The following is a 26,210-nucleotide window of genomic DNA, read 5'->3' as shown; positions in this document are numbered from 1 at the left end:
TGTAATGTCTTATTTTCGGATTTCTTAAAAAATAATATTTTATCATTATTAGCTTTTTTTGTGGAGGTATTTACTATATAGTATAAGCTGTAAACAGCAGTCTAAACTTTTTCTAATAAGCAATTTTCAGGCAAATATCTGCCATTAATTCCAAAGATAAAAATACATAGTTTCAAAGAGATTCAGTATTTAATAAAACCCGTTAAAATGTTATAATGTAGATACGAAAAGGGAATGTTATATGAATAATACGATTTTTGATGATGTATTTCGTACAATGATCGAGAAGATGCCATATCTGGCAGTGCCGCTGATTAATGAAGTATTTCATACATCTTATTCAGAGGACGTGAAGATTACTCAGCTTCGAAATGAACACCAGCAGGAAGACGGAGAGATTATTACAGATTCCTGTCTGCTTATTGGTAAGAAAATGTATCATATTGAATGTCAGAGTACAGATGATGTTACAATGGCTATTCGCATGATTGAATATGATTTTGCAATTGGCATAGAACATGCAGAAAAGCAGGGACGTGGCTATCGAATAGAATTTCCAAAGTCCTGCGTATTATTTCTGAGAAGTTCTGGAAACACGCCGGATTACCTGGAAGCAGATGTGGTTTTTCCAGATGGAAATACATATTTATATTCTATACCGACTATAAAAATGACTGATTATACTAAAGACAGCATTTTTGAAAAAAATTTATTAATGTTGTTGCCATTTTATATTATGCGATATGAGAAAAAAGGACATGATTTTAATAGCAATCCAGAATTATTTCAGGTATTCCTAAATGAATACGAAGAAATCCGGGTAAATCTGGAAGAAGAACTGACAGAAATAGGAAAGTCAGAATTGTATACAGATTTGACAAAACTAATTATAAAAATTGCGGATTATATTTTCCGCGAAGAGGACAATGTTCGGAAAGGAATAGGTGATATTATGGGAGGAAAAGTTCTGGAATTGGAATCTGAAAGACTTAAAGCAGAGGGAAAAGCAATTGGACGTGCAGAAGGAGAGGCAATTGGACGTGCAGAAGGAGAGGCAATCGGACAGGCAAGAGGCGAGGCAATCGGGCAGATTCAGGGAGAAGCTCGACTGGGAAGTCTGATTACTCGACTGATTCAGGATCAGAGAACGGAAGAAATCCCGATTGTATCAACAGATTCTAAAAGACGTGAGCAACTATATAAGGAATATGGTCTTTAATGAATATTACGTTTTCAAAGCAGTAGGATGAAAGGAATATGACCTTTCTCCTGCTGTTTTTCTTTCTGAATAAATCCAAGAGATATAGAATTTAATGTAGTAAAGTGATAAAAACATAGTTTTAAACTATAACTGGCACTAGGTATTATGAATTGGCATAATCGGAAGTGTAGTGGTATAGTATGTTCATGCTCAACGGAGCGGGGAATAAGAGAGAGGGAGAATGAGATGTCTGGGATTGTGATTGAGAAGGTCCGGAAGTCTTTTGACACGAAAGATGGCGTGGTCGAGGCTTTGAAGGATGTGAACCTGAATATCGATTCCGGTGATATATATGGGATTATCGGTATGTCGGGGGCAGGTAAGAGTACATTGGTACGATGTATGAATTTTCTGGAGGTTCCTACAGAGGGACAGGTTCTGATAGATGGGAAGGCTCTTGGAGATTTGACAGAGAAGGAATTGAGGAAACAGAGGGAAGAGATTGGTATGATCTTTCAGCATTTCAATCTGCTGATGCAGAAGTCAGTGATTGATAATGTCTGTTTTCCACTTTACATAAAAGGAAAGAAGAAGGCAGAGGCCAGAAAGAGGGCAGCAGAGCTTTTGGAGATCGTTGGTCTGGGGGACAGGCAGAATGCTTATCCTGCACAGCTCTCCGGTGGTCAGAAGCAGAGGGTTGCCATTGCAAGAGCACTTGCATCGGATCCGAAGATTTTACTTTGTGACGAGGCTACCAGTGCACTGGATCCGCAGACTACTTCTTCCATTCTGGAATTGCTGAAAAAGATTAATAAGCAGTTTGGAATCACCATAGTGATCATTACTCATCAGATGTCGGTTGTGCGTGAAATCTGTACACATGTGGCGATCATGTATGAGGGTGAAGTGGTTGAGAAAGGACTGGTTGCAGATATTTTTGCAAATCCTCAGTCAGAGGTTGCCAAAGAACTGATCCGAAAGGATACAGGTTCTGATATCGACGCAGACAGCAGACTGGATGCAGGCAGGGAAAAAGGACAGGCAGAGATCAAAAGCGGTGAGAAGATACGAATCGTATTCTCTGAGAATTCAGCTTTTGAGCCTGTGATTGCAAATCTGATCCTAACCTTTGGAGAACCGGTAAATATCCTGAAGGCAGATACCAAGAATGTAGGTGGTGTAGCCAAGGGAGAGATGATACTGGAGTTTATGGAAGGCAGTACCAGGACAGAGATGATGAAGCAGTATCTGAAAGAAAAAGGTTTAGCAATCGGGGAGGTGACAGAATATGTGGGATCATGAGACAATAATGATGATTGTCCAGGGTGTGGGAGAAACACTTTACATGACAGTTCTTTCCACAGTTCTGGGATACCTGTTCGGACTTCCTATGGGAGTGTTGCTGGCAGTGTCTGATAAAGAGGGACTGAAACCAAATGCAGTGTTGTATAAGATACTGGATGCAATTGCAAATATTGTGAGAAGTATTCCGTTTCTGATCTTGTTGATCCTGCTCATTCCTTTCACCAGAGCAGTAGTGGGAAAGAGCTATGGATCCACAGCAACTGTAGTGCCTCTGGTAGTGGCTGCCATTCCTTTTATAGCACGAATGGTGGAATCTTCTATTAAAGAGGTGGATGCAGGTGTGATCGAGGCAGCCAGAGCTATGGGGGCCAGCAATATAAGGATCATTGTGAAGGTTCTTCTGGTAGAAGCCAGAACTTCCCTGATCACAGGAGCAACGATTGCAATCGGAACGATCCTTGGTTATTCAGCCATGTCCGGCGCAGTAGGAGGAGGCGGACTTGGAGATATCGCCATCCGCTATGGATATTACAGATATCAGTCAGATATCATGATCGTTACAGTTATCCTGTTGGTGGTACTGGTACAGATTTTCCAGTCAGTGGGAATGATGATCGCAAATAAGATTGACAGAAGAAAGTAGTTATAAGAAATTGTTGATTATAAAATGGTTATGAAAAAAGTTAAAATAAAATTCAGGAGGATAGTTATTATGAAAAAATTAGTGGCAGCAGTTTTAACAGGAGTACTGGTAGCAGGAACATTAAGCACAGGCGTTTATGCAAAGGATGATGACAAGACCATCACAGTTGCAGCATCTGCAACACCTCACGCAGAGATCCTTGAGGAGGCAAAACCGCTTCTTGAGAAAGAAGGATATGAACTTGAAGTTACTGTATTTGATGACTATGTAAGACCAAACGAGGTAGTTGAGAGCGGTGAGTTTGATGCAAACTACTTCCAGCATATTCCATATCTGGATCAGTTTAATGAGGAGAAGGGTACACACCTTGTAAATGCAGGTGGCATTCACTATGAGCCATTCGGAATCTATCCGGGAACAAAAGACAGCCTGGATGATCTGGAAGACGGAGATTCCATCGCAGTACCAAATGATACAACAAACGAAGCAAGAGCACTTCTTCTTCTCCAGGATAACGGAATCATCACACTGAAAGATGGTGCCGGATTAAATGCAACTGTTAAGGATATTGAAGAGAATCCTCACAATGTAGAGATCGTAGAGCTGGAAGCAGCACAGGTAGCACGTGTTACAGGTGAGACAGCTTATGTGGTATTAAACGGAAACTATGCTCTGGAAGCTGGCTTCTCAGTTGGAAAAGATGCACTTGCATATGAGAAATCCGATTCTGAGGCAGCAAAGACATATGTAAACGTGATCGCAGTAAAAGAAGGCAACGAAAACAGTGACAAGATCAAAGCTCTGGTTGACGTACTGAAATCCGATGAGATCAAAGACTTCATCAACGAGAAATATGACGGTGCGGTAATTCCTTTTGATGACAGCGCAGATGCTGAAGAAACTGTTGCAGAAGAAACAGACAGCAAAGACGAAGCAAAAGAGGATGCTACAGAAGAGAATGCAGAAACAACTGAAACAGCAGAAGATGCTGAATAATAACAGATAATAATGACAGATAACAGGAGATTCCTTTTTCAGGTAAAACTGGAGAAGGAATCTTTTGTAGTTTTTTCCTGTGGTTTCTGATACAATCTATAGTAATTCTATAAAATACTGCAGACAATCTGTCTCATTATGGAATTGATACAATGATAACAACTCCGGGAAAATTTCACCGGTCTATACCAAAGCGGGAGAGCGCGTATGAGGAAAAAACAAATCGCAGTATTACTTGCAGCACTTTTATGTGTGTCAACGGCAGTGGAAGGCACAGCTGTTATGGGTGCGAAATTTTCTTCAGGGGAAGAGGATATTGTAGTTCCGGCGGGATTGAATGCATTTGCCGGCAGCATTTCCGGAGTAAAGAATATCCATTTTGGAAAAGGATGCAGAAGCTTCACGGGAATCTCTGCAAAAGCAGTGATCAAAGTTCCGGCAGCGAAATTAAGCGCATACCAGAAACTTCTGAAAGGAAGGGGACAGAAGAACTCTGTGAAGATTACAAAATAAGCAGAAAGGAAAATGAAAAGTACGAAAAGTAATTGCGTGAAAACCTTTTATACCATATAATGTATTTATGATATTACGATGAGAATATACCTCTGTTTCAGAGAGAAGGAGATAATATGTTTTCTTTGAAGGATAAGGAAGTAAATGTAGGGCGGCAGAGGGAGCTGGATCTGGTAAAAGGTTTCCTGATGATTATGATCGTAGTTATACATTCCTTTCAGAGCATTGCAGGTGCAGCGGCAGCAGAATCCAATGTACATAAAATCCTGTTTGCGCTGTTTATGCCTACAGGTGCCTGTCTGTATCTGTTTACCATGGGGTTTGGAAGTGTTTTTACCCGCCATTCGGAACCTAAGGATATGGTCAGGAATGGGGTAAGGCTTCTGGTATATCAGGGCTTGTGTAATTTGTGCTATGCTGCAGCAATCATAATCTGTTTTCACATAAGAATTTTGCTCACAGGAGAAGTGGCTGGTAGCAGAGAATTATATGAAGCAAACCTGTACTCAGTGCTTACATTTGTAAATATATTTTTTATATCCGGTATGTGTTACCTGGTACTTGCAATCTACCGCAAATTAGAGGTAAAGTTGAGCGGATATATTATAAGTGCTGTAATAGTAGGAATCCTGTCACCATTTACAAAGCTGTTGATTTCTGACAATCAGGCCCTTAACTGGATTTTGGATATGACTTTTGGCGGAAAAGGTGAGACAAGCTTTTGTTTCTTTCCCTATTTGAGCTATGTATTTCTGGGATATGTTTTCGGAAAAGTGATCAGAAGAGTGCCTGAAAATGAAAAAGGTGAGTTCTATAAAAAGAGCGGAACAGTATGTGGAGTGATCGCAGTCATCTGGTTTGTGGGCTGTATCATATCACATCCGAGCGTAGAGAAATTCTTTGATTATATGCTGGTGCAATACAGGACACCGGGACTTTTAAAGGTAGCAGGAAGCTTCTGTGCGATCATATTTGTATTTGCAGTTGCATTCGGGCTCATGCCGCTGGTGGAAAAATGGAAATTCGGATATAACAAATTATGTTATTTTTCGAAACAGATATCCAAGATGTATGCAATACATATAGGAGTATTTTGGGCAATTGCCGGTCTCTCTGCATTTTACCCATATAATGTAAAAGAATGCCTGCTGTGGTCAGTGGCAGTACTGGTGGCAACGGATTTACTTGTGCAGGGATATATGAAAGTGACAGATAAGATAAAAGCAGGAAAAAACTAACATTGTTTTTCCATAAATAAAAAAGTGAATGTAAAGCTGGAGAGAGCTGTAGGAAAAATACAGCTCTTTTCTACAGAGATTTTTGGAGAAAATTGTATAAAAATTTAAAAAAATATATAAAATTCAAAATCAGGTGTTGACATTCATGAAAATCCATTATATAATAGCAAAGCGAGTTGTGAACGGGAACGATTACAGACTTGAAAGAATATGGGATCTTAGCTCAGCTGGGAGAGCATCTGCCTTACAAGCAGAGGGTCATAGGTTCGAGCCCTATAGGTCCCATAGATAAAAAAATATGGCGAGATAGCTCAGTTGGCTAGAGCACACGGTTCATACCCGTGGTGTCGAGGGTTCGAATCCCCCTCTCGCTATTTGACAGAGAAATCTGTTGAAAGAATATGGGATCTTAGCTCAGCTGGGAGAGCATCTGCCTTACAAGCAGAGGGTCATAGGTTCGAGCCCTATAGGTCCCATAGATATAAAAGAATATGGCGAGATAGCTCAGTTGGCTAGAGCACACGGTTCATACCCGTGGTGTCGAGGGTTCGAATCCCCCTCTCGCTACTATAATGAAAAAATCCGTAGATCTGAATTTAAGATCTGCGGATTTTTTTGTGCAAAGTTAAGTGGATATTGAATTGATTCGGTTAAATACATGAAATATACAGTATTTTATATATAAAGAGGGATATTTTTCATAAATTGCCGTATTGTCAGATAAGGACAGATACGGTATACTGGTAAAGAATTAGAGGATTGTAGAGAATACATAACAGGATGTGCCAGCAGAGGTGTGAAAACTACAAGACGGTTATTCCACAGGATAGCTGTCTTTTTTCCTGTTGTGAACGCTACAATTTCATAAAATGTTACAGGTCACCTAGTACATCGTTTCGTTATTTCGAAAACGATGTACTAGTGAACTGTGACGAAAAATCTGCATTGTACACCGGAAATTGGTGCACAGTTGCGAAAGAGAGGAAAAGGAATGGAAACACAAGAGAAAAAAACGGCAACACCTTATGACCTTGATGGAAGACCTCCGCTGAAAATTGCGATTCCCCTTGGTCTGCAGCACGTACTGGCAATGTTTGTTGGTAACCTTACACCTTTGCTGATCATCACAGGAGCCTGTGGGATTGAGGCTGGTGGAGCGCTTCAGGTGGCACTTTTGCAGAACGCCATGCTGATCGCTGGAATTGTGACTCTGGTACAGATTTTTACTATTGGACCGATCGGTGGCAAACTTCCTATCGTAATGGGGACCAGCTCCGGATTTATCGGCGTATGTCAGAGCGTATCAGCAGTAATGGGCAACAGTATCGGCGGATATGGGGCAATTATGGCAGCCTGCTTTATCGGCGGTCTGTTTGAAACCATACTGGGAAGCTTTCTGAAACCATTGAGAAAATTTTTCCCGTCAGTAGTTACAGGTACCGTGGTTTTGTCCATCGGTCTTTCACTGATCGCTGTTGGAATCAATTCTTTTGGAGGCGGAAGTTCTGCCCATGATTATGGTTCTATGGAGAATCTTTTTGTAGGTCTGGTGGTTTTGATCGTGATCATTGCCCTGAAGCACGGAACAAAGGGATTTACCAGTTTTTCATCTATACTGATCGGTATTATCGTAGGATATATTCTGGTAAGCATTATGGCACTGATCCTGCCTACTACCTTTACTTATGTAGATGATGCAGGTGCAACGGTAGAAGCAACCAAATCCTGGGTCCTGAACTGGGATAAAGTTGCACAGGCTTCCTGGTTTGCAATTCCGAAGCTGATGCCTGTAAAATGGGTATTTGATCCAAGAGCTATTGTTCCTGTATGTATTATGTTTATTGTAACAGCAGTGGAGACTGTAGGAGATATTTCAGGTATTACTGAGGGCGGTCTGGGCAGAGAAGCTACTGACAAGGAGCTTTCAGGCGGCGTTATGTGTGATGGTCTGGGATCTTCCCTGGCATCCTTATTTGGTGTCCTTCCAAACACATCCTTTAGCCAGAATGTAGGCCTTATCGCCATGAACAAGGTCGTGAACAGATTTTCCATTGCAACCGGAGGTATTTTCCTTATTGCCTGCGGACTGTTTCCAAAGCTTGCAGCGGTAATTTCCATTATGCCTCAGAGTGTACTGGGCGGAGCTGCAGTTATGATGTTCTCATCCATTGTAGTCAGCGGTATTCAGCTGATTACCAAGTGGCCGGTAACCCCGAGAAACGTAACGATTGTTTCAGTAGCTCTGGGTCTTGGATATGGAATTGGTTCTAACTCTGCAGTGCTGGCACAGCTTCCGTCTTCTATAAGCCTGATTTTTGGCGGTTCCGGAATCGTACCGGCAGCATTGATCGCTATTATTCTGAATATTGTATTGCCAAAAGAGGCAGAAGCACAGATAAAATAGAATATTTCAATATTAAAAATTAGGGATTGACAAACCGTCTTCACAGTGGTAAAGTATAGAGAAAATTTAACAGACTAAACTGATGAAGCGGAAGTCAAAGCAGTTATGCGCGCACAGAGAATCCGGGCAGGTGAGAGCCGGGTGGAAATGCAGGCTGCCAAATGGGCCGCTGAGGGCACAGTGAAAAGCCGGAATTCATAGAGCTGGCTGAGTATCCTGTGACGTAGGGCATACGTAAGTTGTCGGAAATATGCAGGTATTTCGCAAAGTGTACGGATCAAACCGTAAATCAAGGTGGCACCGCGGGTGAAGTATAGAATACGCTCGTCCTTGACAGATAGTACAAATCTGTCAGGGGCGGGCGTTTTCATTTTCTCTGACAGATGGTCAAATCAACTACAGGAGGTGTTCCCATGTATCCAACATTAGAAACCATCAGACAGTTTGCACAGAGAAAAGAATATCGTCGTATTTCCTTGTGCAAAGAACTTTACGCAGACAGATACACACCGGTAGAAGTAATGCGCACCCTGCGAAAAGCCAGCCGCCACTGTTACTTGCTGGAAAGCGCCAGTCAGACAGAGGTATGGGGCAGATATTCTTTCCTTGGATATGAACCATCTATGGAAATTACCTGCACAGATGGTATCCTGAAGATCCGTAAAACAGATGTACAGGGAAAGAAAGAAGAAATCATAAAGCAGGTTACACATCCCGGAGATACCCTCCGCGAGATCATCCGGAAATACAAAACTCCTGTTATGGAAAATATGCCTCCCTTCACAGGCGGCCTGGTAGGATATTTCTCCTATGATTACATTAAATACAGTGAACCGAAATTGAAGCTTGAAGATAAGGAACAGCAGGATTTTCGGGATATGGACTTAATGCTTTTTGACCAGGTCATCGTATTTGACCACTTTAAACAGAAAGTTCTCCTGATCACCGGAGTAATGACAGATGATCTGGAGGCATCCTATGAAGCTGCAGTAAAGAAACTGGATGAAATGGCAGAACTCATCCGAAATGGAGAACACATGGAATTCGAGCCGCTGAAGCTCCAGTCCGAAATCCAGCCCAAGTTTCCCAAAGAAAAATACGCCGATATGGTGGAAAAAGCGAAACACTATATCAAAGAAGGCGATATTTTCCAGGTAGTACTTTCCAATCCCATGCGTGCAAAAGCAGCCGGAAGCCTGTTTGATACCTATCGTGTCCTCCGTGCAACCAATCCATCTCCCTATATGTTCTACTTTTCCAGCGATGATATTGAGTTGGCAGGTGCTTCCCCTGAAACACTTGCTAAGCTGGAAAATGGCACCTTAAGTACCTTCCCTCTGGCAGGAACCAGACCAAGAGGAAAGACAAGAGAAGAGGATAAAGAACTTGAAGAGGGACTTCTGAAAGATGAGAAAGAGCTGGCAGAACACAATATGCTGGTAGACCTGGGAAGAAACGATATTGGAAAGATCAGCAAGATCGGAACCGTAAAAGTAGAAAAGTATCTCTGCGTAGAACGTTTTTCCCATGTAATGCATCTGGGCTCCACAGTAACAGGAATCATCCGGGATGATAAAGACGCTGTGGATGCAGTGGACGCAATCCTTCCGGCAGGAACCCTTTCCGGAGCACCCAAATTCAGAGCCTGCCAGATCATCGAGGAACTGGAACAGAGCAAACGAGGCATTTACGGAGGCGCCATCGGATATCTGGATTTTGCAGGAAATCTGGATACCTGTATTGCCATCCGCCTGGTTTACAAGAAAAACGGAGAAATCTGTATCCGTTCAGGTGCCGGAATTGTGGCAGACAGTGTACCGGAAAAGGAATTCCAGGAATGCTGCAACAAGGCAAGAGCAGTGGTACAGGCAATTGAACAGGCACAGGAGGGATTAGAATGATATTACTGATCGATAATTATGACAGCTTTTCCTATAATTTATATCAACTCATCGGTGCAGTGGAACCGGATATTAAAGTAGTGCGAAACGATGAGTGTACACTGGAAGAAATCGCAGAGATGAAGCCGGAAGCCATCATTTTATCTCCTGGTCCGGGACGTCCGGAGGATGCAGGTATCTGTATCCCGGTGATTAAAGAATTTGCGGGAAAAATCCCTATCCTGGGTGTGTGCCTGGGACATCAGTCCATCTGCGAAGCCTTTGGAGGAACAGTTTCCTATGCAAAAGAACTGATGCATGGAAAGAAAAAGCTGATGTATAAAACAGGAGAAAGCCAACTTTTTAAAGGTCTGCCGGATACCTTTGCAGCAGCCAGATATCATTCCCTGGCAGCATTAAAAGATACCCTGCCTGCAGAACTTAAGGTAACAGCAGAGTCAGAGGAGGGAGAGGTTATGGCAGTGGAACATACAAAATATCCGGTGTTCGGAGTACAGTTTCATCCTGAATCCGTAATGACACCTGACGGCAGAGTGATGATAGAGAATTTTATGGAGGTAGTAAGAAATGATTAAAGAAGCCATTATTAAATTATCAAAGAAACAGGACTTAACATATGCAGAAGCAGAATCTGTAATGGACGAGATCATGAGCGGTCAGGCAACACCTGTACAGATGTCTGCTTATCTTACAGCGTTATCTTTAAAAGGTGAAACCATTGACGAGATCACAGCTTCTGCAGCAGGTATGAGAGCTCACTGTATCAAACTTCTCCACAATCTGGATGTGCTTGAAATCGTGGGTACCGGCGGAGACGGTTCCAATTCCTTCAATATTTCCACCACCTCTTCCCTGGTGATCGCAGCAGGCGGTGTTCCGGTTGCAAAACATGGAAACAGGGCAGCATCCTCCAAATCCGGTGCAGCAGATGTTCTGGAAGCACTGGGAGTAAAAATCACATTAACACCGGAGCGCAGCGCAGAGATCCTGAAGAAGATCAATATCTGCTTCTTATTTGCCCAGAACTATCACATCGCCATGAAATATGTGGCACCGATTCGAAAAGAACTGGGAATCAGAACTGTATTTAACATTCTGGGACCATTAAGCAATCCGGCAGGGGCAAACATGGAACTGATGGGAGTTTACGATCAGTCACTTGTGGAGCCACTGGCTCAGGTTATGGCAAATCTGGGTGTTAACAGAGGAATGGTTGTTTACGGACAGGACAGCCTGGATGAGATTTCCATGTGTGCACCCACATCTGTATGCGAGATTAAGGATGGTAAATTTATTTCATATGAAATCACACCGGAGAAGTTTGGGTATGAAAAATGTGAGAAAGGTGCTCTTACAGGTGGTACTCCTGCAGAGAATGCAGAAATTACCAGGGCAATCTTAAATGGGGAAGAAAGAGGACCGAAACGTCAGGCAGTCTGCCTGAATGCAGGTGCAGCACTCTATATTGCAGGAAAAGCAACTTCTATAGAAGAGGGTGTGAAGCTTGCAGAATCCCTCATCGACAGTGGAGCAGCATTGAAGAAATTGGAAGAATTTGCAGAAGAAACAAACAAATAATCTGAAAGAATAGTCATAAAGCTTATGAAAAATATATTAGAAGAAATTGCAGCCAGAACAAGGGAACGAATTGCAAAAGAGAAATCGCAGGTTTCGGTATATGAACTGGAAAACAGAATTCAGGAGATCAGTAAAACAGAATCACAGAAAATGACATTCCTGCAGGCGCTACAGAAAGAGGGGATGTCCTATATCTGCGAAGTAAAGAAAGCCTCCCCCTCAAAGGGACTGATCGCACCGGATTTTCCATATCTGGCAATTGCAAAGGAATATGAACAGGCAGGTGCAAGTGCAATCTCCTGTCTCACAGAACCTTTTTATTTCCAGGGAGCAGACCGGTATCTGAGAGAAATCGCAGCCACTGTAAAAATACCTGTACTCCGCAAGGATTTTACAGTAGATGAATATATGATCTATCAGGCGAAATCCCTTGGTGCTTCCGCAGTATTGCTTATCTGTGCCATCCTGGATGACGGAGAATTAAGAGCATACAGACAGCTTGCAAAAGAATTGGGACTGGATGCGCTGGTAGAAGCACACGATGAGTACGAAGTGGATAGAGCCTTAAATCTTGGGGCAGAGATCGTGGGAGTCAATAACCGGGATCTGAGAACCTTTCAGGTAGATATGAATAACAGCATCCGCCTGAGAAAAATGGCGCCGGACAATGTAGTTTTTGTTTCTGAGAGCGGAATCCGCACCTCGGAGGATATCCGGCTTCTTTATGAGAATAAAGTGGATGCGGTACTGATTGGGGAAACACTGATGCGAAGTCCGGACAAGAAAGCAGCACTGGAAAGCCTGAATGGCAGCCCGTTACGCTGAGAGATTAGATATCATCTGGGAGGATAGAACATGGCCAGAGAACAACAGCAAAGAACAAAAATTAAAATTTGTGGTCTGAAACGTCCGGAAGACATTACCTATGTAAATGAAGCAAAACCTGATTACTGCGGATTTATCATAGGATTTCCCAAAAGCAACAGAAATGTTACGGGCGAGCAGCTAAGAGAACTTACTGCAAGGCTGGATTCGGACATTATCCCTGTAGGTGTTTTTGTAAATGCAGCATCTGAGCGTGTGGAGGAACTGCTTCTTGACGGAATCATCCATATTGCACAGCTTCATGGACAGGAAGATGAGACATATATACGGAGAATCCAAAAGAATACAGGTCATCAGGTTATAAAAGCCTTTTCTGTAAAAACAGCTCAGGATATTGAAAATGCCCTGAAAAGTCCGGCAGATTATATACTGCTTGATCAGGGAGGCGGTGGAACCGGACAGACCTTTGACTGGTCACTGATCCCGGAGATAGACAGACCCTTTTTTCTGGCAGGAGGACTGGGTGTGGAAAATCTGGAAACAGCCGTCCGGACCATTCATCCCTATGCAGTAGATCTGAGTAGCAGTGTGGAGACGGATGGATTGAAAGACAGAGATAAGCTTTTGAAGGCAGTTCAACTGGCGCATATGAAATAAGATAATAATTCAGAAGGAGGAGATATACAGATGTCAAAAGGAAGATTCGGCATCCATGGAGGACAGTACATTCCGGAAACACTGATGAATGCTGTCATCGAACTGGAGGAAGCCTACAACCACTATAAAGATGACCCGGAGTTTAACGCAGAGCTCACTGAGCTTCTGAATGAATATGCAGGAAGACCATCCCGTCTCTATTTTGCATCTCATATGACAGAAGATCTGGGCGGTGCAAAAGTATACTTAAAGAGAGAAGACTTAAACCATACAGGTGCTCACAAGATCAACAATGTACTTGGCCAGGTACTTCTTGCAAAAAAAATGGGCAAGACCCGTGTGATCGCAGAAACAGGCGCAGGCCAGCACGGTGTGGCAACAGCAACAGCAGCAGCTCTTATGGGTATGGAATGCGAAATCTTCATGGGAAAGGAAGACACAGAACGTCAGGCATTAAATGTGTACAGAATGCGTCTTCTGGGTGCAAAGGTCAATGCAGTTACTTCTGGTACTGCAACACTGAAGGATGCTGTTTCCGAGACAATGAGAGAGTGGACAAACCGTATTTCCGATACACATTATGTACTTGGTTCTGTAATGGGACCTCATCCGTTCCCCACAATTGTCCGTGATTTTCAGGCAGTGATTTCCAAAGAGATCAAAGAGCAGATCCTTGAAAAAGAAGGCAGACTTCCGGATGCAGTGCTGGCATGTGTGGGCGGTGGCTCCAATGCAATCGGAACATTTTACAATTTTATCAATGACAAAGATGTCCGTCTAATCGGATGTGAGGCAGCAGGACGTGGCGTAAATACGGCAGAGACAGCAGCTACCATTGCAACCGGCAAACTGGGAATCTTCCATGGAATGAAATCCTATTTCTGCCAGGATGAATATGGTCAGATCGCACCTGTATATTCCATTTCCGCAGGTCTGGACTATCCGGGAATCGGACCGGAACACGCACATCTCTATGACACAGGACGTGCAGAATATGTACCTGTTACAGACGAAGAAGCAGTAGAAGCATTTGAATATCTCTCCAGAACAGAGGGAATCATTCCTGCCATCGAAAGTGCTCATGCAGTCGCTTACGCAAAGAAAATTGTTCCGCAGATGGGCAAAGACCAGATCGTGGTCATTACAATTTCCGGACGTGGAGATAAGGACTGCGCAGCAATCGCGCGTTACAGAGGGGAGGATATCCATGAATAAGAGAATTACAGAAACATTTGAAAAAGGAAAGGCATTTATCCCGTTTATTACCTGTGGAGATCCGTCTCTGGAAGTGACAGAGCAGCTTGTCTATGCAATGGAGGAAGCTGGTGCAGACCTGATCGAGCTTGGAATCCCGTTTTCTGATCCTACAGCAGAGGGAACAGTGATCCAGGGAGCAAATGAGAGAGCACTTTCTGGTGGTGTGACTACAGATAAGGTATTTGACATGGTGATAAAGATCAGAAAGAACAGTTCTGTTCCTATGGTGTTTATGACTTATGCAAATGTGGTATTTTCTTACGGAACGGAGCGATTTATTAAAACAGCTGCAGAGATTGGCATGGATGGGCTGATCCTTCCGGATGTGCCGTATGAGGAAAAAGAGGAATTTGACAGTGTATGTAAGAAATACGGTATTGATCTGATTTCTTTGATTGCCCCCACTTCTCATGAGAGAATCGCACAGATTGCGAAGGATGCGGAAGGGTTTGTGTATTGTGTTTCTTCTCTTGGTGTTACAGGAACAAGAACGAATATTACTACAGATATCGGCGCAATGGTGAAGCTGGTAAAACAGGCGAAAGATATTCCTTGTGCAGTTGGATTTGGAATTTCTACGCCGGAACAGGCAAAGAAGATGGCAGCACAGTCGGATGGAGCGATTGTAGGATCTGCAATTGTGAAGTTGTGTGCACAGTATGGGAAAGATTGCGTGCCGCATGTGAAAGAGTATGTGAAGGCTATGAAGGATGCGGTAATGGAAGCTTAAATATTGAAAAGGGGACGCGCAGAAACATATTTCCTTTCGTGTGCGGTTTCGGAGCCTAAGAACTTCTAAGTTGCTAAAAGTATGCTAAAAACATAAGAAAAATGACCCAAACTCGCCGCATGCTGCGGCTCAGACAGTGGGTCATTTTTCTTATAACGCATATTTTTATCAGCTAAGAAGTTCTAAGACTCCTGCAAATGCACACGAAAGGAAATATGTTTCTGCGCTGTGTATTGGCATGAAATGAAAATCCTCCTGATAAACTGCGGAGAATGCGAGAAACAACAGGCGGTGGGTGGGGACTTGCTATTATACCATTATAAGAAAGACTTCAGAATATGCAGAACTCCGTTTTCCCAGTAGGGTGGGCAGGTATTTTTTGCAGCAGCCTGGACTTCCGGACGGGAGTTTGAAACCGCGTAGCTATAACCTGCTTCACGGAGCATTTCAATATCATTGATATTATCTCCGAAAACACAGGTTTCATCAGGTGCAATTCCCAGATGTTTTTGCAGGAAATCCAGAGCCGGACCCTTGCCGGATCCCTGGAGAGTGGCATCCATCCATTCTTGACCTGCAGAGACCAGAGTGACTTTATCTTTCCATGCAGGGGTAAATACAGGAGCACATAATTCTTCACAGGCATTAGGATGATAGACAGAGAATTTGATGATCTGCTGATTCTCAAGGATGCGTGGATCAGAAATTTCCTGGATATCATATCCGTAGGAATCTCTCAGCCAGTGAAACATACGGCTGCCGCCATCTTCTGCAAAGCCGCGGTCAGGTGTGGCAATATAGTAATCGCAGGAAGGCAGGCTTTCATGAACCATAGAAAGCATTCCTTTCCATATTTCATCAGGCATAGTATCTACCTTCAGAATCTCCTTCGGAGTTCTTACCACAGTGCCGCCATCAGTGATGTAAAGCAGCCTGTCTGCAACAGGTGCAAACAGCTTCCTCTCACTTCGATATTGGCGCCCCGAGCACGCAACGAAAATAATACCCTTATCAAGCAGACGACTGATTACATCCATATACTCCCTGTCAATCGCCAGAGTTCCATCCTTCACCAGAGTTCCATCTATATCTGAAGCAATCAATTTAATCATATGAATAAGAAATCCTTTCTATCTATTAATAAATACAATCCTCATTTTATCATGCACAAATATAACTTGCCATAAAAAATTAAGAAAAATTGCAACGATCTACCAGTCCCGTTTCATGCGTTACTATCCTACAAAATGTTTTGTAAAAAAATCTCATCTGCGTAGCCTATCGTTGCAAGGCGCATTACTGTGAACGAAGTGAGCAGTAACAGCCCGACAGTTCCACAGCCAGCCAACAGGCAGGAAATGTTTTTAGCAGATTTCCACACACCTAGAGTTATTAGCCCGCGAAACCGCACCTGAAACCAAAAATATTTCCTGCCGTCCCCAAACCCCATTGACTTTTCCCCCCTTTTTTTTTATAGTATTATAGATAGAAATCGCATATCTCTTTTTGTATGCGTTTCCAAACTCTGAAAAAAGGAGAGTTGCTCGAAATGAACAAAAAAATGCTCTTTGTTTTCAACCCCAAAGCAGGCAAAGGTAAGATAAAAACCAATTTGCTTGACATTGTAGATATATTTAATAAAGGTGGCTATGAAGTCATCATCTATTCCACACAGAAACCAAGAGATGCCTATGAAAAAGCCAAAGAATACGAATCTAAAGTAGACCTTATCGTATGCAGTGGCGGCGATGGCACACTTGATGAGGTGGTCACCGGTGTGATGGAGGTAAAAAGTTCTGTTCCTATCGGATATATTCCTGCAGGAAGTACCAATGATTTTGCCAATAGTCTTTTTATGCCGAAAAATATGGTTGAGGCTGCTGAAGGTATTATGGAAGAGAAGCTTTATCATTGTGACATTGGCAGGTTTAATAATCAAAGCTTTACTTACATAGCAGCCTTTGGGCTTTTTACGGATGTTGCTTATCAGACAGACCAGGATCTGAAGAATATTCTGGGACATGTGGCTTATCTTCTGGAGGGAGTGAAGCGTCTCTTTGATATCAAATTCTATCATATGAAAATCCAATCAGAGGAGCTGACTGTTGAAGATGATTTTATTTATGGAATGGTGACCAATTCCAGATCTGTGGGAGGATTCAAGAATCTTACAGGAAAGAATGTGGATATGAATGACGGTCTTTTTGAAGTGACCATGATCAGACAGCCAAAGAATCCGCTGGAATTACAGGAAATCATGACAGCAATGCTGACAGCTGAGGATAATACGGACATGATCTATTCTTTTAAATCATCACAGCTGACCATTACCTCAGAAGAATCTGTCCCCTGGACTTTGGATGGAGAGTTCGGAGGAGAACATACACAGGTAAAGATTTTAAACTGCCATGAAGCACTGAATCTCTATCTGAAAAGTACAAAAAATGAAGAATCCAAAACAATGGGATTATCTGCATTAATAAATAAAAAGGAGAACAACAATGGGTGAGTATATCAATGTAGTAGAGACATTCGGATGTGATGTGTTTAATGATTCTGTTATGCAGGCACGTCTGCCCAAGAAGGTATACAAGGAATTGAAAAAAACCATAGAAGAGGGTAAAGAACTGTCTATGGAGATCGCAGATGTAGTAGCACATGAGATGAAGGAATGGGCCATTGAAAAGGGTGCTACACACTACAGTCACTGGTTTCAGCCCCTTACCGGCGTGACAGCAGAGAAACACGATGCTTTTATCACTGCTCCGATGGATAATGGCAAAGTTCTGATGTCTTTCTCCGGAAAAGAACTGATCAAAGGTGAGCCGGATGCTTCTTCATTCCCGTCAGGTGGATTAAGAGCTACTTTTGAGGCAAGAGGATATACAGCATGGGACTGTACATCACCGGCTTTTGTGCGTCATGATGCAGCAGGCGGAACACTCTGTATTCCTACTGCATTCTGTTCCTATACAGGAGAAGCACTTGACCAGAAGACACCACTTCTTCGTTCTATGGAAGCAATCAACACCCAGGCACTCCGTTTGCTGAGACTTTTTGGAAATACAACTTCCAAGAAGGTAACTCCGTCAGTAGGAGCAGAGCAGGAATATTTCCTGATCGATAAAGAGAAATGGCTTCAGAGAAAGGACCTGATCTATACAGGCAGAACTCTTTTTGGTGCCATGCCTCCGAAGGGACAGGAAATGGATGACCATTACTTCGGAAGTATCCGTCAGAGAATTTCCGCATACATGAAAGAGGTAAATGAAGAATGCTGGAAGCTTGGAATCCCTGCAAAGACACAGCATAATGAGGTTGCCCCTGCACAGCATGAGCTTGCACCGATCTATGCACCGGTCAATATCGCAGCAGACCAGAACCAGATGATGATGCGTATTCTTAAAAAGGTTGCCAGCCGCCATGGAATGCGCTGTGTCCTTCATGAGAAACCATTTGCAGGTGTGAACGGTTCCGGTAAGCATAACAACTGGTCTCTTACCACAGATGACGGAATCAATCTTCTGGATCCGGGCAAAACACCTCATGAAAATATTCAGTTCCTTCTGGTCCTTACCTGTATCCTGAAAGCAGTAGATGAACATGCAGATCTTCTGCGTGAATCTGCGGCAGATGTGGGAAATGACCAGAGACTTGGCGGCCATGAGGCACCGCCGGCAGTGATTTCCGTATTCCTTGGAGAGCAGCTTGAGGATGTTCTGGAGCAGCTGGTCAGCACAGGAACAGCAACTCACAGTAAAAAGGGAAGTAAGCTGGAAACAGGTGTTAAGACTCTGCCTGATTTCATGAAGGATGCTACAGACCGTAACCGTACTTCACCTTTTGCTTTCACAGGAAATAAATTTGAATTCCGTATGGTGGGCTCAAGAGATTCTATTTCCGCATGTAACGTAGTCCTGAATACGATCACGGCAGAAGTATTTAAGGAAGTATGTGACCGCCTGGAAAAAGCTCCTGATTTCGAACTGGCGGTACATGACCTGATCAAAGAATATGCCACAGATCACCAGAAGATCGTATTTAACGGAAACGGCTATGCGCCGGAATGGGAGAAAGAAGCTAAACGCCGCGGACTTCCGATCCTTCCGAGCATGGTGGATGCAATCCCTGCACTTACTACAGAGAAGGCAGTGAAACTCTTTGAATCTTTTGATGTATTCTCAAGAGCTGAGCTTGAATCACGCGCAGAGATTAAATATGAGATTTACTCTAAAGCAATCAATATTGAAGCAAAGACAATGATCGACATGGCAACCAAGCAGATCATCCCGGCAGTTATCAGATATACCACTGTTCTTGGCGAATCTATCAATACAGTGAAAACAGCGGGCGAAGGATTGATCGATGTAAGTGTACAGCTTGACCTGCTCAAGAAAGCGTCAAAACTCTTAAAGGCTGCAAACAGTGCCATGAGTAAGCTGAGCAAACTGGTTGAGAAGATCCCGGAATATGCAGAGGGACGGGACAGAGCCGTATTCTGCAGAGAAAAGGTGGTTCCTGCAATGGAAGCTTTACGTGAGCCGGTGGATGAACTGGAAATGATCGTAGATAAGGAAATGTGGCCGATGCCTTCATATGGAGATCTTGTATTTGAAGTATAATATTGTAAAAGTATAAAGAAGAATGCTATAATAAAAGGGTCGTGAATCTGTAAAAGATAAGCGGCCTTTTTCTATAACACAAACTGGACTATAATAGTTATATAAAGGAGAACTAAATGGAAGAACTAAAATTTCTGGAGGAGCAGCAGGTAGCTCCTGAACTGATAAAGAGAGTAGAAGAATTCCGCAGCCAGTATGAGGTGGTACCGGAGACAGCAGGCAGGATTGTGAAACCATCCATTCCATTTTATGGAAAAGACATTCTGGAAATGGCCATTGCCGGACTGCTCAAAGGGGAGAACCTGTTACTCACCGGTCCGAAGGCAACAGGAAAAAATATCCTTGCAGAGAACCTGGCATATATTTTCAACCGTCCCGCATACAATGTTTCCTTTCATGTAAATACAAACAGCGGAGATCTGATCGGCACAGACACTTTCGTGGACAACGAAGTTAAGCTTCGCAAAGGAACTATTTATCAGTGTGCAGAATACGGTGGTTTCGGAATCCTCGACGAAATCAATATGGCAAAGAACGATGCAGTTTCCGTTCTCCATGCAACCCTGGATTATCGCCGTTCCATCGATGTCCCGGGCTATGACAAAATTGATCTTCATCCGGCTGCCCGTTTTATCGGAACCATGAATTACGGTTATGCAGGAACCAAAGAACTTAATGAAGCGCTGGTATCCAGATTTCTGGTCATTGATATGCCGGCTCAGACTGAAGAATCCCTGGAATTTATTTTCCGCCGGATGTTCCCAAATATAAAAGAAAACGCCAGAACACAGTTTATCGGAGTATTCCTGGATCTTCAACTTAAAGCCACAAACAGTGAAATTTCCACCAAACCTCTGGATCTGCGAGGTCTCCTTGCAGCCATGAAGATTGTAGAAACCGGACTTTCTCCGAGAAAAGCGGTTACTATGGGGGTGGTGAACAAGACCTTCGATATTTTCGAGAAAGAAATCGTAGAGGATATTGTGAAAACCAGAATTCCGGCAGACTGGACAAGGGATGATGTATATGAAAGATGAGAAAATCGTAGAAATCGATGATTACCGTCTGGAACTGGAAAACAGGATCCGCAATCTCCTCTGGACTATCAGCGGGGATTACACATTAAATATGAAAGTAGATGTTTCCCTGTATCTGCGCTCAAAAGCAATCGCTCTGTATGACGGCATCAAGCAGGGCGCTCTGGCGAAATATTATGACAGGAATCTGCTTGGTTTATATCTGGTAAAAAAAGTCTTCTGTCAGGCAGGAGAAGGAGAACTGACTGCAGTAGCACAGCTATGTGTAGAAGAAGCAATCGGGGACAAAATCTGTCAGGAGCGTCCGGGAGTCCGGGAGATGCAGAAGGAAGCATTCGAGGATATCCTGGATCAGGAGTTTGAACAGATGCCCGCATACGGAGATATTCTCGGTCGCCTGAAGATTGCCATCCTGCGTGACCGTTTGCAGAATGGAAACCATTATGTAGAAGAGCGTCTTCGAAAAATCCGCCACATGGTTTACAAAGCCAGAACAGCTGCAGACACTGTAGAACTGATCCGTATTATTGACAGTCTTTACAACACTATCATTGATCCGAATTTTGAGAAAGATCATGGAACACTGGAACAGGTTATGGCAGTCACCATGGAAGAACTGACAGAATACGACTGGGAAGATTTTCTCACAGAAGAACTTTATGAGGAAGCTCTGGAGAGTTACATCGAACAGATGACAAATAAGATTACGGACATGGAAAACACTGCTGTCACTGAAGAAATGGAAAAACAACGCCAGGCCAAACACAAGATTACAATTCTCACAGAGGAAGAACTTGAGAAAGCATACACCTATGTAGAGTTGAATTTCGGAAAAACTTATCTCACTCCTGCAGAAGAGAAGCGAATGAATTATCTGATGTGCAGGGAACTTCACAGAGACTGCAGCCTTTATTTTACAGAAGGAATTCTTAAGAATCCGGTCAAACGAAACTATCAGTACGAATATGCAGTGCGATTAAAGAATAAGAATATTTGGCTCTACCATGACAAACACAGGATCGTAAAGCAGAACATCGCATCCCTCACAGATCTTTTGCGAAAGACGCTGGTGCTGAAAAGCGAGACGCAGGAAGTACTGTCAGACAGAGGAACGATCATTCCGTCCAGACTCTGGCGTGTGGGCAGAAGCAGTGAAGCAAATCTGTTTAAAAGAGAATTGAAATCTGATGCATCTGATTTTGTAGTAGATGTGCTGATCGATGCCAGCGGTTCCCAGATGTCCAGGCAGGGAGATGTGGCATTACAGGCCTACATCATCAGTGAAGCATTAAGCAATGTAAATCTGCCTCACAGGGTAATGAGCTTTTGTACCTTCTGGGATTACACGATCCTGCACAGATTCCGGGAATATGACGATCCCCGTTCTGCAAATGAAAATATATTTAATTACGTAACTTCTTCCAATAATCGTGACGGCCTTGCTGTAAAAACAGTCGGATATGGGCTTCTTCAGCGGCCGGAAGAGAAGAAAATTCTGATCCTGTTGAGTGATGGAAGGCCCTATGATGTGGTCGTAAATCGTCCCCATGCCAGAAATCCCCAGCCATATATGGGAAAATATGCGGTCAAGGATACTGCTACAGAGGTGAGAAATCTGAGAAATCAGGGGGTCAGTGTGCTGGGAGTTTTCGCAGGTGAAGAGAAAGATCTGGCTACAGAGAAAAAAATATTTGGAAAAGATTTTGCCTATATCCGGGATATTTCGAAATTTTCCAGGATTGTAGGGCAATATCTGACCAAACAGCTTGACAGTGACGGATAGATGATATGAAACTTTGCCGCACTACCTTGCTGCCTTGACAATGCGTTGAAGATGTACAAAAATATAGGTTTAAATCCTTGATTTTTTGTGTGAATTTAGATATAATATCTTTTGTTATAAATTCATTCATTTAAGGGAGAGGAAATTATGAACGAAAACAAAGAGTTCAAACCGTATATCCCGGCTGAGAAAATCACACCGGAATTTACGGTGACATCCATTATTATGGGTGTTATCCTTGCAGTCATCTTCGGTGCAGCCAACGCTTATCTTGGTCTGCGTGTTGGTATGACTGTGTCTGCTTCCATTCCGGCAGCAGTTATTTCCATGGGTGTAATCCGCAAGATCATGAAAAAGAACTCCATTCTGGAGAGCAACATGGTCCAGACAATCGGTTCAGCCGGTGAATCACTGGCAGCCGGTGCAATTTTCACAATGCCTGCTCTGTTCCTCTGGGCAGAAGAAGGACTTTGTGAAATGCCGGGTATCGTGGAAATCACATTAATCGCACTTTGCGGTGGTGTTCTTGGTGTACTTTTTATGGTACCACTTCGTAACGCACTGATCGTAAAAGAGCATGCAACACTTCTTTATCCGGAAGGAACTGCCTGCGCAGATGTTCTTCTTGCAGGTGAAGAGGGTGGTGCAAACGCTGCGACAGTATTCTCAGGTATGGGAATCGCAGCGATCTTTAAATTTGTCGTTGACGGTTTAAAGGTAATCCCTGCAGACGTTGCAGTAGCATTTAAAGGATTCAAAGGTGAAATTGGTATGGAATGCTATCCTGCACTTCTCGGTGTTGGATATATCGTAGGACCAAGAATCGCATCCTTTATGTTTGTTGGTTCTCTTATTGGCTGGATGGTGCTGATTCCGGTAATCTGTCTGTTCGGAGCTGATACAGTTATGTATCCCGGAACAGAAACAATTTCTGCTCTTTATGCAGCAGGCGGAGCAGCTAAAATCTGGAGTACTTATGTAAAATATATCGGAGCAGGAGCTATCGCAACAGGTGGTATTATTTCCCTGATCAAATCCCTGCCTCTGATCATTACAACCTTCCGTGATTCCATGAAGAGCATGAAGGGTGGCAAGAATACAAGTACAGAAAGAACTGCACAGGATCTTCCAATGAACGTTATCCTGATCGGTATTGTGGCAATGGTTGCAATCATCTGGCTTGTTCCGGCTATCCCGGTTAACCCGATCGGTGCGCTGATTATCGTAATCTTCGGCTTCTTCTTTGCAACTGTATCTTCCCGTATGGTTGGTCTTGTAGGAAGCTCAAACAACCCTGTATCAGGTATGGCTATCGCTACACTTCTGATCGCAACAATGATTATCAAAGCATCCGGCAATACCGGTATCAACGGAATGAAAGCAGCAATTGCTATTGGTTCCGTAATCTGTATCGTAGCAGCGATCGCAGGTGATACTTCACAGGATTTAAAGACAGGTTATCTTCTTGGTGCAACTCCTAAGAAACAGCAGATCGGTGAGCTTATCGGTGTTGTTGCTTCCGGTCTTGCTATCGGTGGTGTTCTTTATCTTCTGAATACTGCATGGGGATACGGAAGTGCAGAAGTACCTGCTCCTCAGGCAACTCTGATGAAGATGATCGTAGAAGGTATCATGGGCGGCAAGCTTCCATGGACACTGGTATTTATCGGTGTATTCCTTGCAATTGGTCTGGAAATCTTAAGAATTCCGGTTATGCCATTTGCTATCGGTCTTTACCTTCCAATCTACCTCAACGCTGCTATCATGATCGGTGGTGTTGTTCGTATGTTCGTTGACGGAAGAAAGAATGTTGATGATAAGAAAAAAGAAGAACAGGCAACAGACGGTACACTTTACTGTGCAGGTATGATCGCAGGTGAAGGTCTTGTAGGTATCCTTCTTGCAATCCTTGCAGTAGTAAACGTAAGCAGTGTATTTGATCTCTCCGGAAGCATTAACCTTGGTAATGCAGGCGGTGTGATCCTGATGTTACTTATGATCTTAAGCCTTCTGAAATTCAGTATCTGGAATAAGAAGAAAGCCTGATCAGGCGGGGATGATAATATCTAAATGAGTAAAAAGAAAAAAGAAATACAGATCAATTATCTGGATCTCATTCCTGAGCGCAGTGCACAGCTTCGCTGGCATACGGATATCAGGGGGAGAATGGTGCTGGAAATAGAGAATAAGGGCGCGTTTAACACGATTGCCCAGAAGCTGTTTGGAAAACCCAGATATACGAAGATACATCTGGATGACAATGGCACATTTATCTGGCCACTCATAGATGGTGAGAAAACAGTGACAGAGATTGCAGCACTGGTAAAAAAAGAATTCGGAGAAAAGGCAGAGCCTTTATATCCAAGAATTGTGAAATACTTCCAGATAATGGAGAGTTATCATTTTGTAAATTTTATCAATAAGCCTGAGAAAAAATAATGGCATATATTGTTTGGTTTATGAATCATAAGCCATAATAAGAACGGGAGCAGTCCTTAACCGGATCTGCTGCCGTTCTTGTAATTTGTAGAGAAAATAATACGGCGCAGTGTTAAAGTAAAAACAGAGAGGAGTAATATGAATTCAAAAAAATCAAGTATGCAGGGCAGAAAACCCCTCTGGTTGGAATATCTGATGATCATTGTAGGTACAGGACTGATGTCACTGGCTATCAATTCGGTGTTTGATGCATCGGGAATGGTAACAGGTGGATTTTCCGGCATCGCAATTATTATAAAAGCCTGGACAAAGGGAATGGTGAACGGTGGGATTCCCCTCTGGGTGACCAACTGTGTCCTGAATATTCCCCTGTTTTTTATTGCATGGAGGGTCAAAGGCTTTTCTTTTATAAAGAAGGCAATTCTGGGTGAAATATCACTGTCTGTATGGCTGGCAATACAGCCGGTATTTCATCTGGCCGGGGATGACCTGCTTCTGGCAGCACTCTATGGAGGCGTGATCCAGGGAGTGGGGATTGGTCTGGTCTTCCTGGGAGGCGGAACTACAGGCGGAACAGATATGATGGCTGCTATTATCCAGAACTTTCTTCAGCATTATTCCATTTCTCAGATCATGCAGATTATTGACGGGGCAGTGGTTGTTGTGGGTATGTATGTATTCGGAATCCATAAGGCCCTTTATGCCATTATAGCAGTGTACCTTGTGACAAAAGTATCGGATGGACTGATAGAAGGCCTGAAATTCTCCAAGGCTGTCTATATTATCACAGAAAAGCCGGAGGAAATTGCCGGAATGATCATGGAAGATCTGGACCGGGGAGCTACAGGGATTAATGTGAAGGGGATGTATTCCGGACAGGATAAGCTTATGCTTTTTGTAGTGGTAAATAAAAAGGAAATTGTCATGCTCAAGGAAAAAGTAGATGAAATTGACCCTCAGGCATTTGTGATCGTAACGGATGCCAGAGAAGTCCATGGAGAGGGATTTATAGAAAAAAACCGGTAAAGCTATAGAAAATCTTATATCAGAAGATAAAACTGAGCAAAATATAAAAAAAAAC

Annotated in this window: 22 protein-coding genes and 4 tRNA genes; 25 read left to right on the top strand and 1 reads right to left on the bottom strand. The window is 43.1% G+C overall.

The genetic code is table 11. The features are described 5' to 3' along the window. Positions 1-241: 241 nt before the first annotated feature. From H8Z82_RS14230 to trpA, 18 genes are all read left to right on the top strand, one after another. Complete coding sequence (locus H8Z82_RS14230; protein ID WP_186995469.1) at positions 242-1,219, top strand: FliH/SctL family protein; 978 nt, start codon at positions 242-244, stop codon at positions 1,217-1,219. Between the two features lie 228 nt (positions 1,220-1,447). Further along, a complete protein-coding gene (locus tag H8Z82_RS14225) occupies positions 1,448-2,503 on the top strand; it encodes a methionine ABC transporter ATP-binding protein (RefSeq protein WP_019162464.1) in 1,056 nt (351 codons plus the stop codon). Then, complete coding sequence (locus tag H8Z82_RS14220) at positions 2,490-3,149, top strand: methionine ABC transporter permease (protein WP_008707324.1); 660 nt, start codon at positions 2,490-2,492, stop codon at positions 3,147-3,149. Before H8Z82_RS14225 ends, H8Z82_RS14220 begins: the two co-directional genes overlap by 14 nt. A 69-nt stretch (positions 3,150-3,218) precedes the next feature. Continuing rightward, a complete protein-coding gene (locus tag H8Z82_RS14215; protein ID WP_186995468.1) occupies positions 3,219-4,145 on the top strand; it encodes a MetQ/NlpA family ABC transporter substrate-binding protein in 927 nt (308 codons plus the stop codon). A 207-nt stretch (positions 4,146-4,352) separates the two neighbouring features. Then, a complete protein-coding gene (locus H8Z82_RS14210; RefSeq protein WP_186995467.1) occupies positions 4,353-4,658 on the top strand; it encodes a hypothetical protein in 306 nt (101 codons plus the stop codon). Between the two features lie 116 nt (positions 4,659-4,774). Further along, positions 4,775-5,896: a heparan-alpha-glucosaminide N-acetyltransferase domain-containing protein gene (locus H8Z82_RS14205; protein ID WP_186995466.1), complete on the top strand. Its 1,122-nt coding sequence runs from the start codon at positions 4,775-4,777 to the stop codon at positions 5,894-5,896. Positions 5,897-6,108: 212 nt separating this feature from the next. Continuing rightward, positions 6,109-6,181: transfer RNA gene (locus H8Z82_RS14200), tRNA-Val, on the top strand. Positions 6,182-6,196: 15 nt separating this feature from the next. Next, positions 6,197-6,270 (top strand) — tRNA-Met (locus H8Z82_RS14195). 29 nt (positions 6,271-6,299) lie between these two features. Continuing rightward, positions 6,300-6,372, top strand: a tRNA-Val gene (locus tag H8Z82_RS14190). Positions 6,373-6,389: 17 nt separating this feature from the next. Next, positions 6,390-6,463, top strand: a tRNA-Met gene (locus H8Z82_RS14185). A gap of 424 nt (positions 6,464-6,887) precedes the next feature. Continuing rightward, on the top strand, positions 6,888-8,300 hold the full coding sequence (locus H8Z82_RS14180; protein ID WP_186995465.1) for a uracil-xanthine permease family protein: 1,413 nt from the start codon (positions 6,888-6,890) through the stop codon (positions 8,298-8,300). Positions 8,301-8,713: 413 nt separating this feature from the next. Next, entirely contained in the window at positions 8,714-10,201 is a 1,488-nt protein-coding gene (trpE, locus tag H8Z82_RS14175; protein ID WP_186995464.1) for an anthranilate synthase component I, read from the top strand. Continuing rightward, on the top strand, positions 10,198-10,776 hold the full coding sequence (locus H8Z82_RS14170) for an anthranilate synthase component II (protein ID WP_019162458.1): 579 nt from the start codon (positions 10,198-10,200) through the stop codon (positions 10,774-10,776). Before trpE ends, H8Z82_RS14170 begins: the two co-directional genes overlap by 4 nt. Continuing rightward, entirely contained in the window at positions 10,769-11,779 is a 1,011-nt protein-coding gene (gene trpD / locus H8Z82_RS14165; protein ID WP_186995463.1) for an anthranilate phosphoribosyltransferase, read from the top strand. Before H8Z82_RS14170 ends, trpD begins: the two co-directional genes overlap by 8 nt. 24 nt (positions 11,780-11,803) lie before the next feature. Further along, the gene (gene trpC / locus H8Z82_RS14160; RefSeq protein WP_019162456.1) at positions 11,804-12,604 is read left to right on the top strand and encodes an indole-3-glycerol phosphate synthase TrpC; all 801 of its coding nucleotides are present in this window, start codon (positions 11,804-11,806) and stop codon (positions 12,602-12,604) included. Positions 12,605-12,634: 30 nt separating this feature from the next. After that, complete coding sequence (locus H8Z82_RS14155) at positions 12,635-13,261, top strand: phosphoribosylanthranilate isomerase (RefSeq protein WP_186995462.1); 627 nt, start codon at positions 12,635-12,637, stop codon at positions 13,259-13,261. Positions 13,262-13,291: 30 nt separating this feature from the next. Further along, positions 13,292-14,476 carry a tryptophan synthase subunit beta gene (gene trpB / locus H8Z82_RS14150; protein WP_019162454.1) on the top strand — a complete coding sequence of 395 codons (1,185 nt, stop codon included), beginning with the start codon at positions 13,292-13,294 and terminating at the stop codon, positions 14,474-14,476. Beyond that, a complete protein-coding gene (gene trpA, locus H8Z82_RS14145; protein ID WP_186995461.1) occupies positions 14,469-15,248 on the top strand; it encodes a tryptophan synthase subunit alpha in 780 nt (259 codons plus the stop codon). Before trpB ends, trpA begins: the two co-directional genes overlap by 8 nt. 317 nt (positions 15,249-15,565) lie before the next feature. Here trpA and H8Z82_RS14140 read toward each other — a convergent pair whose 3' ends face one another. Beyond that, positions 15,566-16,360, bottom strand: a complete 795-nt coding sequence (locus tag H8Z82_RS14140; protein WP_186995460.1) for a Cof-type HAD-IIB family hydrolase — start codon at positions 16,358-16,360, stop codon at positions 15,566-15,568. Positions 16,361-16,797: 437 nt separating this feature from the next. Here H8Z82_RS14140 and H8Z82_RS14135 point away from each other — a divergent pair, with 437 nt between their 5' ends. From H8Z82_RS14135 to H8Z82_RS14105, 7 genes are all read left to right on the top strand, one after another. Further along, positions 16,798-17,757, top strand: a complete 960-nt coding sequence (locus H8Z82_RS14135; RefSeq protein ID WP_186995459.1) for a diacylglycerol/lipid kinase family protein — start codon at positions 16,798-16,800, stop codon at positions 17,755-17,757. Beyond that, complete coding sequence (locus H8Z82_RS14130) at positions 17,750-19,870, top strand: glutamine synthetase III family protein (protein WP_186995458.1); 2,121 nt, start codon at positions 17,750-17,752, stop codon at positions 19,868-19,870. The genes H8Z82_RS14135 and H8Z82_RS14130 overlap by 8 nt, the downstream gene beginning before the upstream one ends. A 116-nt stretch (positions 19,871-19,986) precedes the next feature. Then, a complete protein-coding gene (locus tag H8Z82_RS14125) occupies positions 19,987-20,907 on the top strand; it encodes an AAA family ATPase (RefSeq protein WP_118338584.1) in 921 nt (306 codons plus the stop codon). Then, a complete protein-coding gene (locus H8Z82_RS14120) occupies positions 20,897-22,690 on the top strand; it encodes a cobaltochelatase CobT-related protein (RefSeq protein WP_186995457.1) in 1,794 nt (597 codons plus the stop codon). The genes H8Z82_RS14125 and H8Z82_RS14120 overlap by 11 nt, the downstream gene beginning before the upstream one ends. A gap of 147 nt (positions 22,691-22,837) precedes the next feature. Then, a complete protein-coding gene (locus H8Z82_RS14115) occupies positions 22,838-24,736 on the top strand; it encodes an OPT family oligopeptide transporter (RefSeq protein ID WP_186995456.1) in 1,899 nt (632 codons plus the stop codon). A gap of 24 nt (positions 24,737-24,760) precedes the next feature. Continuing rightward, complete coding sequence (locus H8Z82_RS14110; protein WP_186995455.1) at positions 24,761-25,129, top strand: PqqD family protein; 369 nt, start codon at positions 24,761-24,763, stop codon at positions 25,127-25,129. A gap of 138 nt (positions 25,130-25,267) precedes the next feature. Next, positions 25,268-26,155, top strand: coding sequence for a YitT family protein (locus H8Z82_RS14105; protein WP_186995454.1), 888 nt, complete (start codon positions 25,268-25,270; stop codon positions 26,153-26,155). Positions 26,156-26,210: the final 55 nt, after the last annotated feature.

It is taken from the genome of Blautia difficilis (assembly GCF_014297245.1).
Classification (GTDB): domain Bacteria; phylum Bacillota; class Clostridia; order Lachnospirales; family Lachnospiraceae; genus Blautia_A; species Blautia_A difficilis.
Note: the sequence above shows the minus strand (reverse complement) of the source record. Positions and strands in the feature narration are given on the sequence as shown.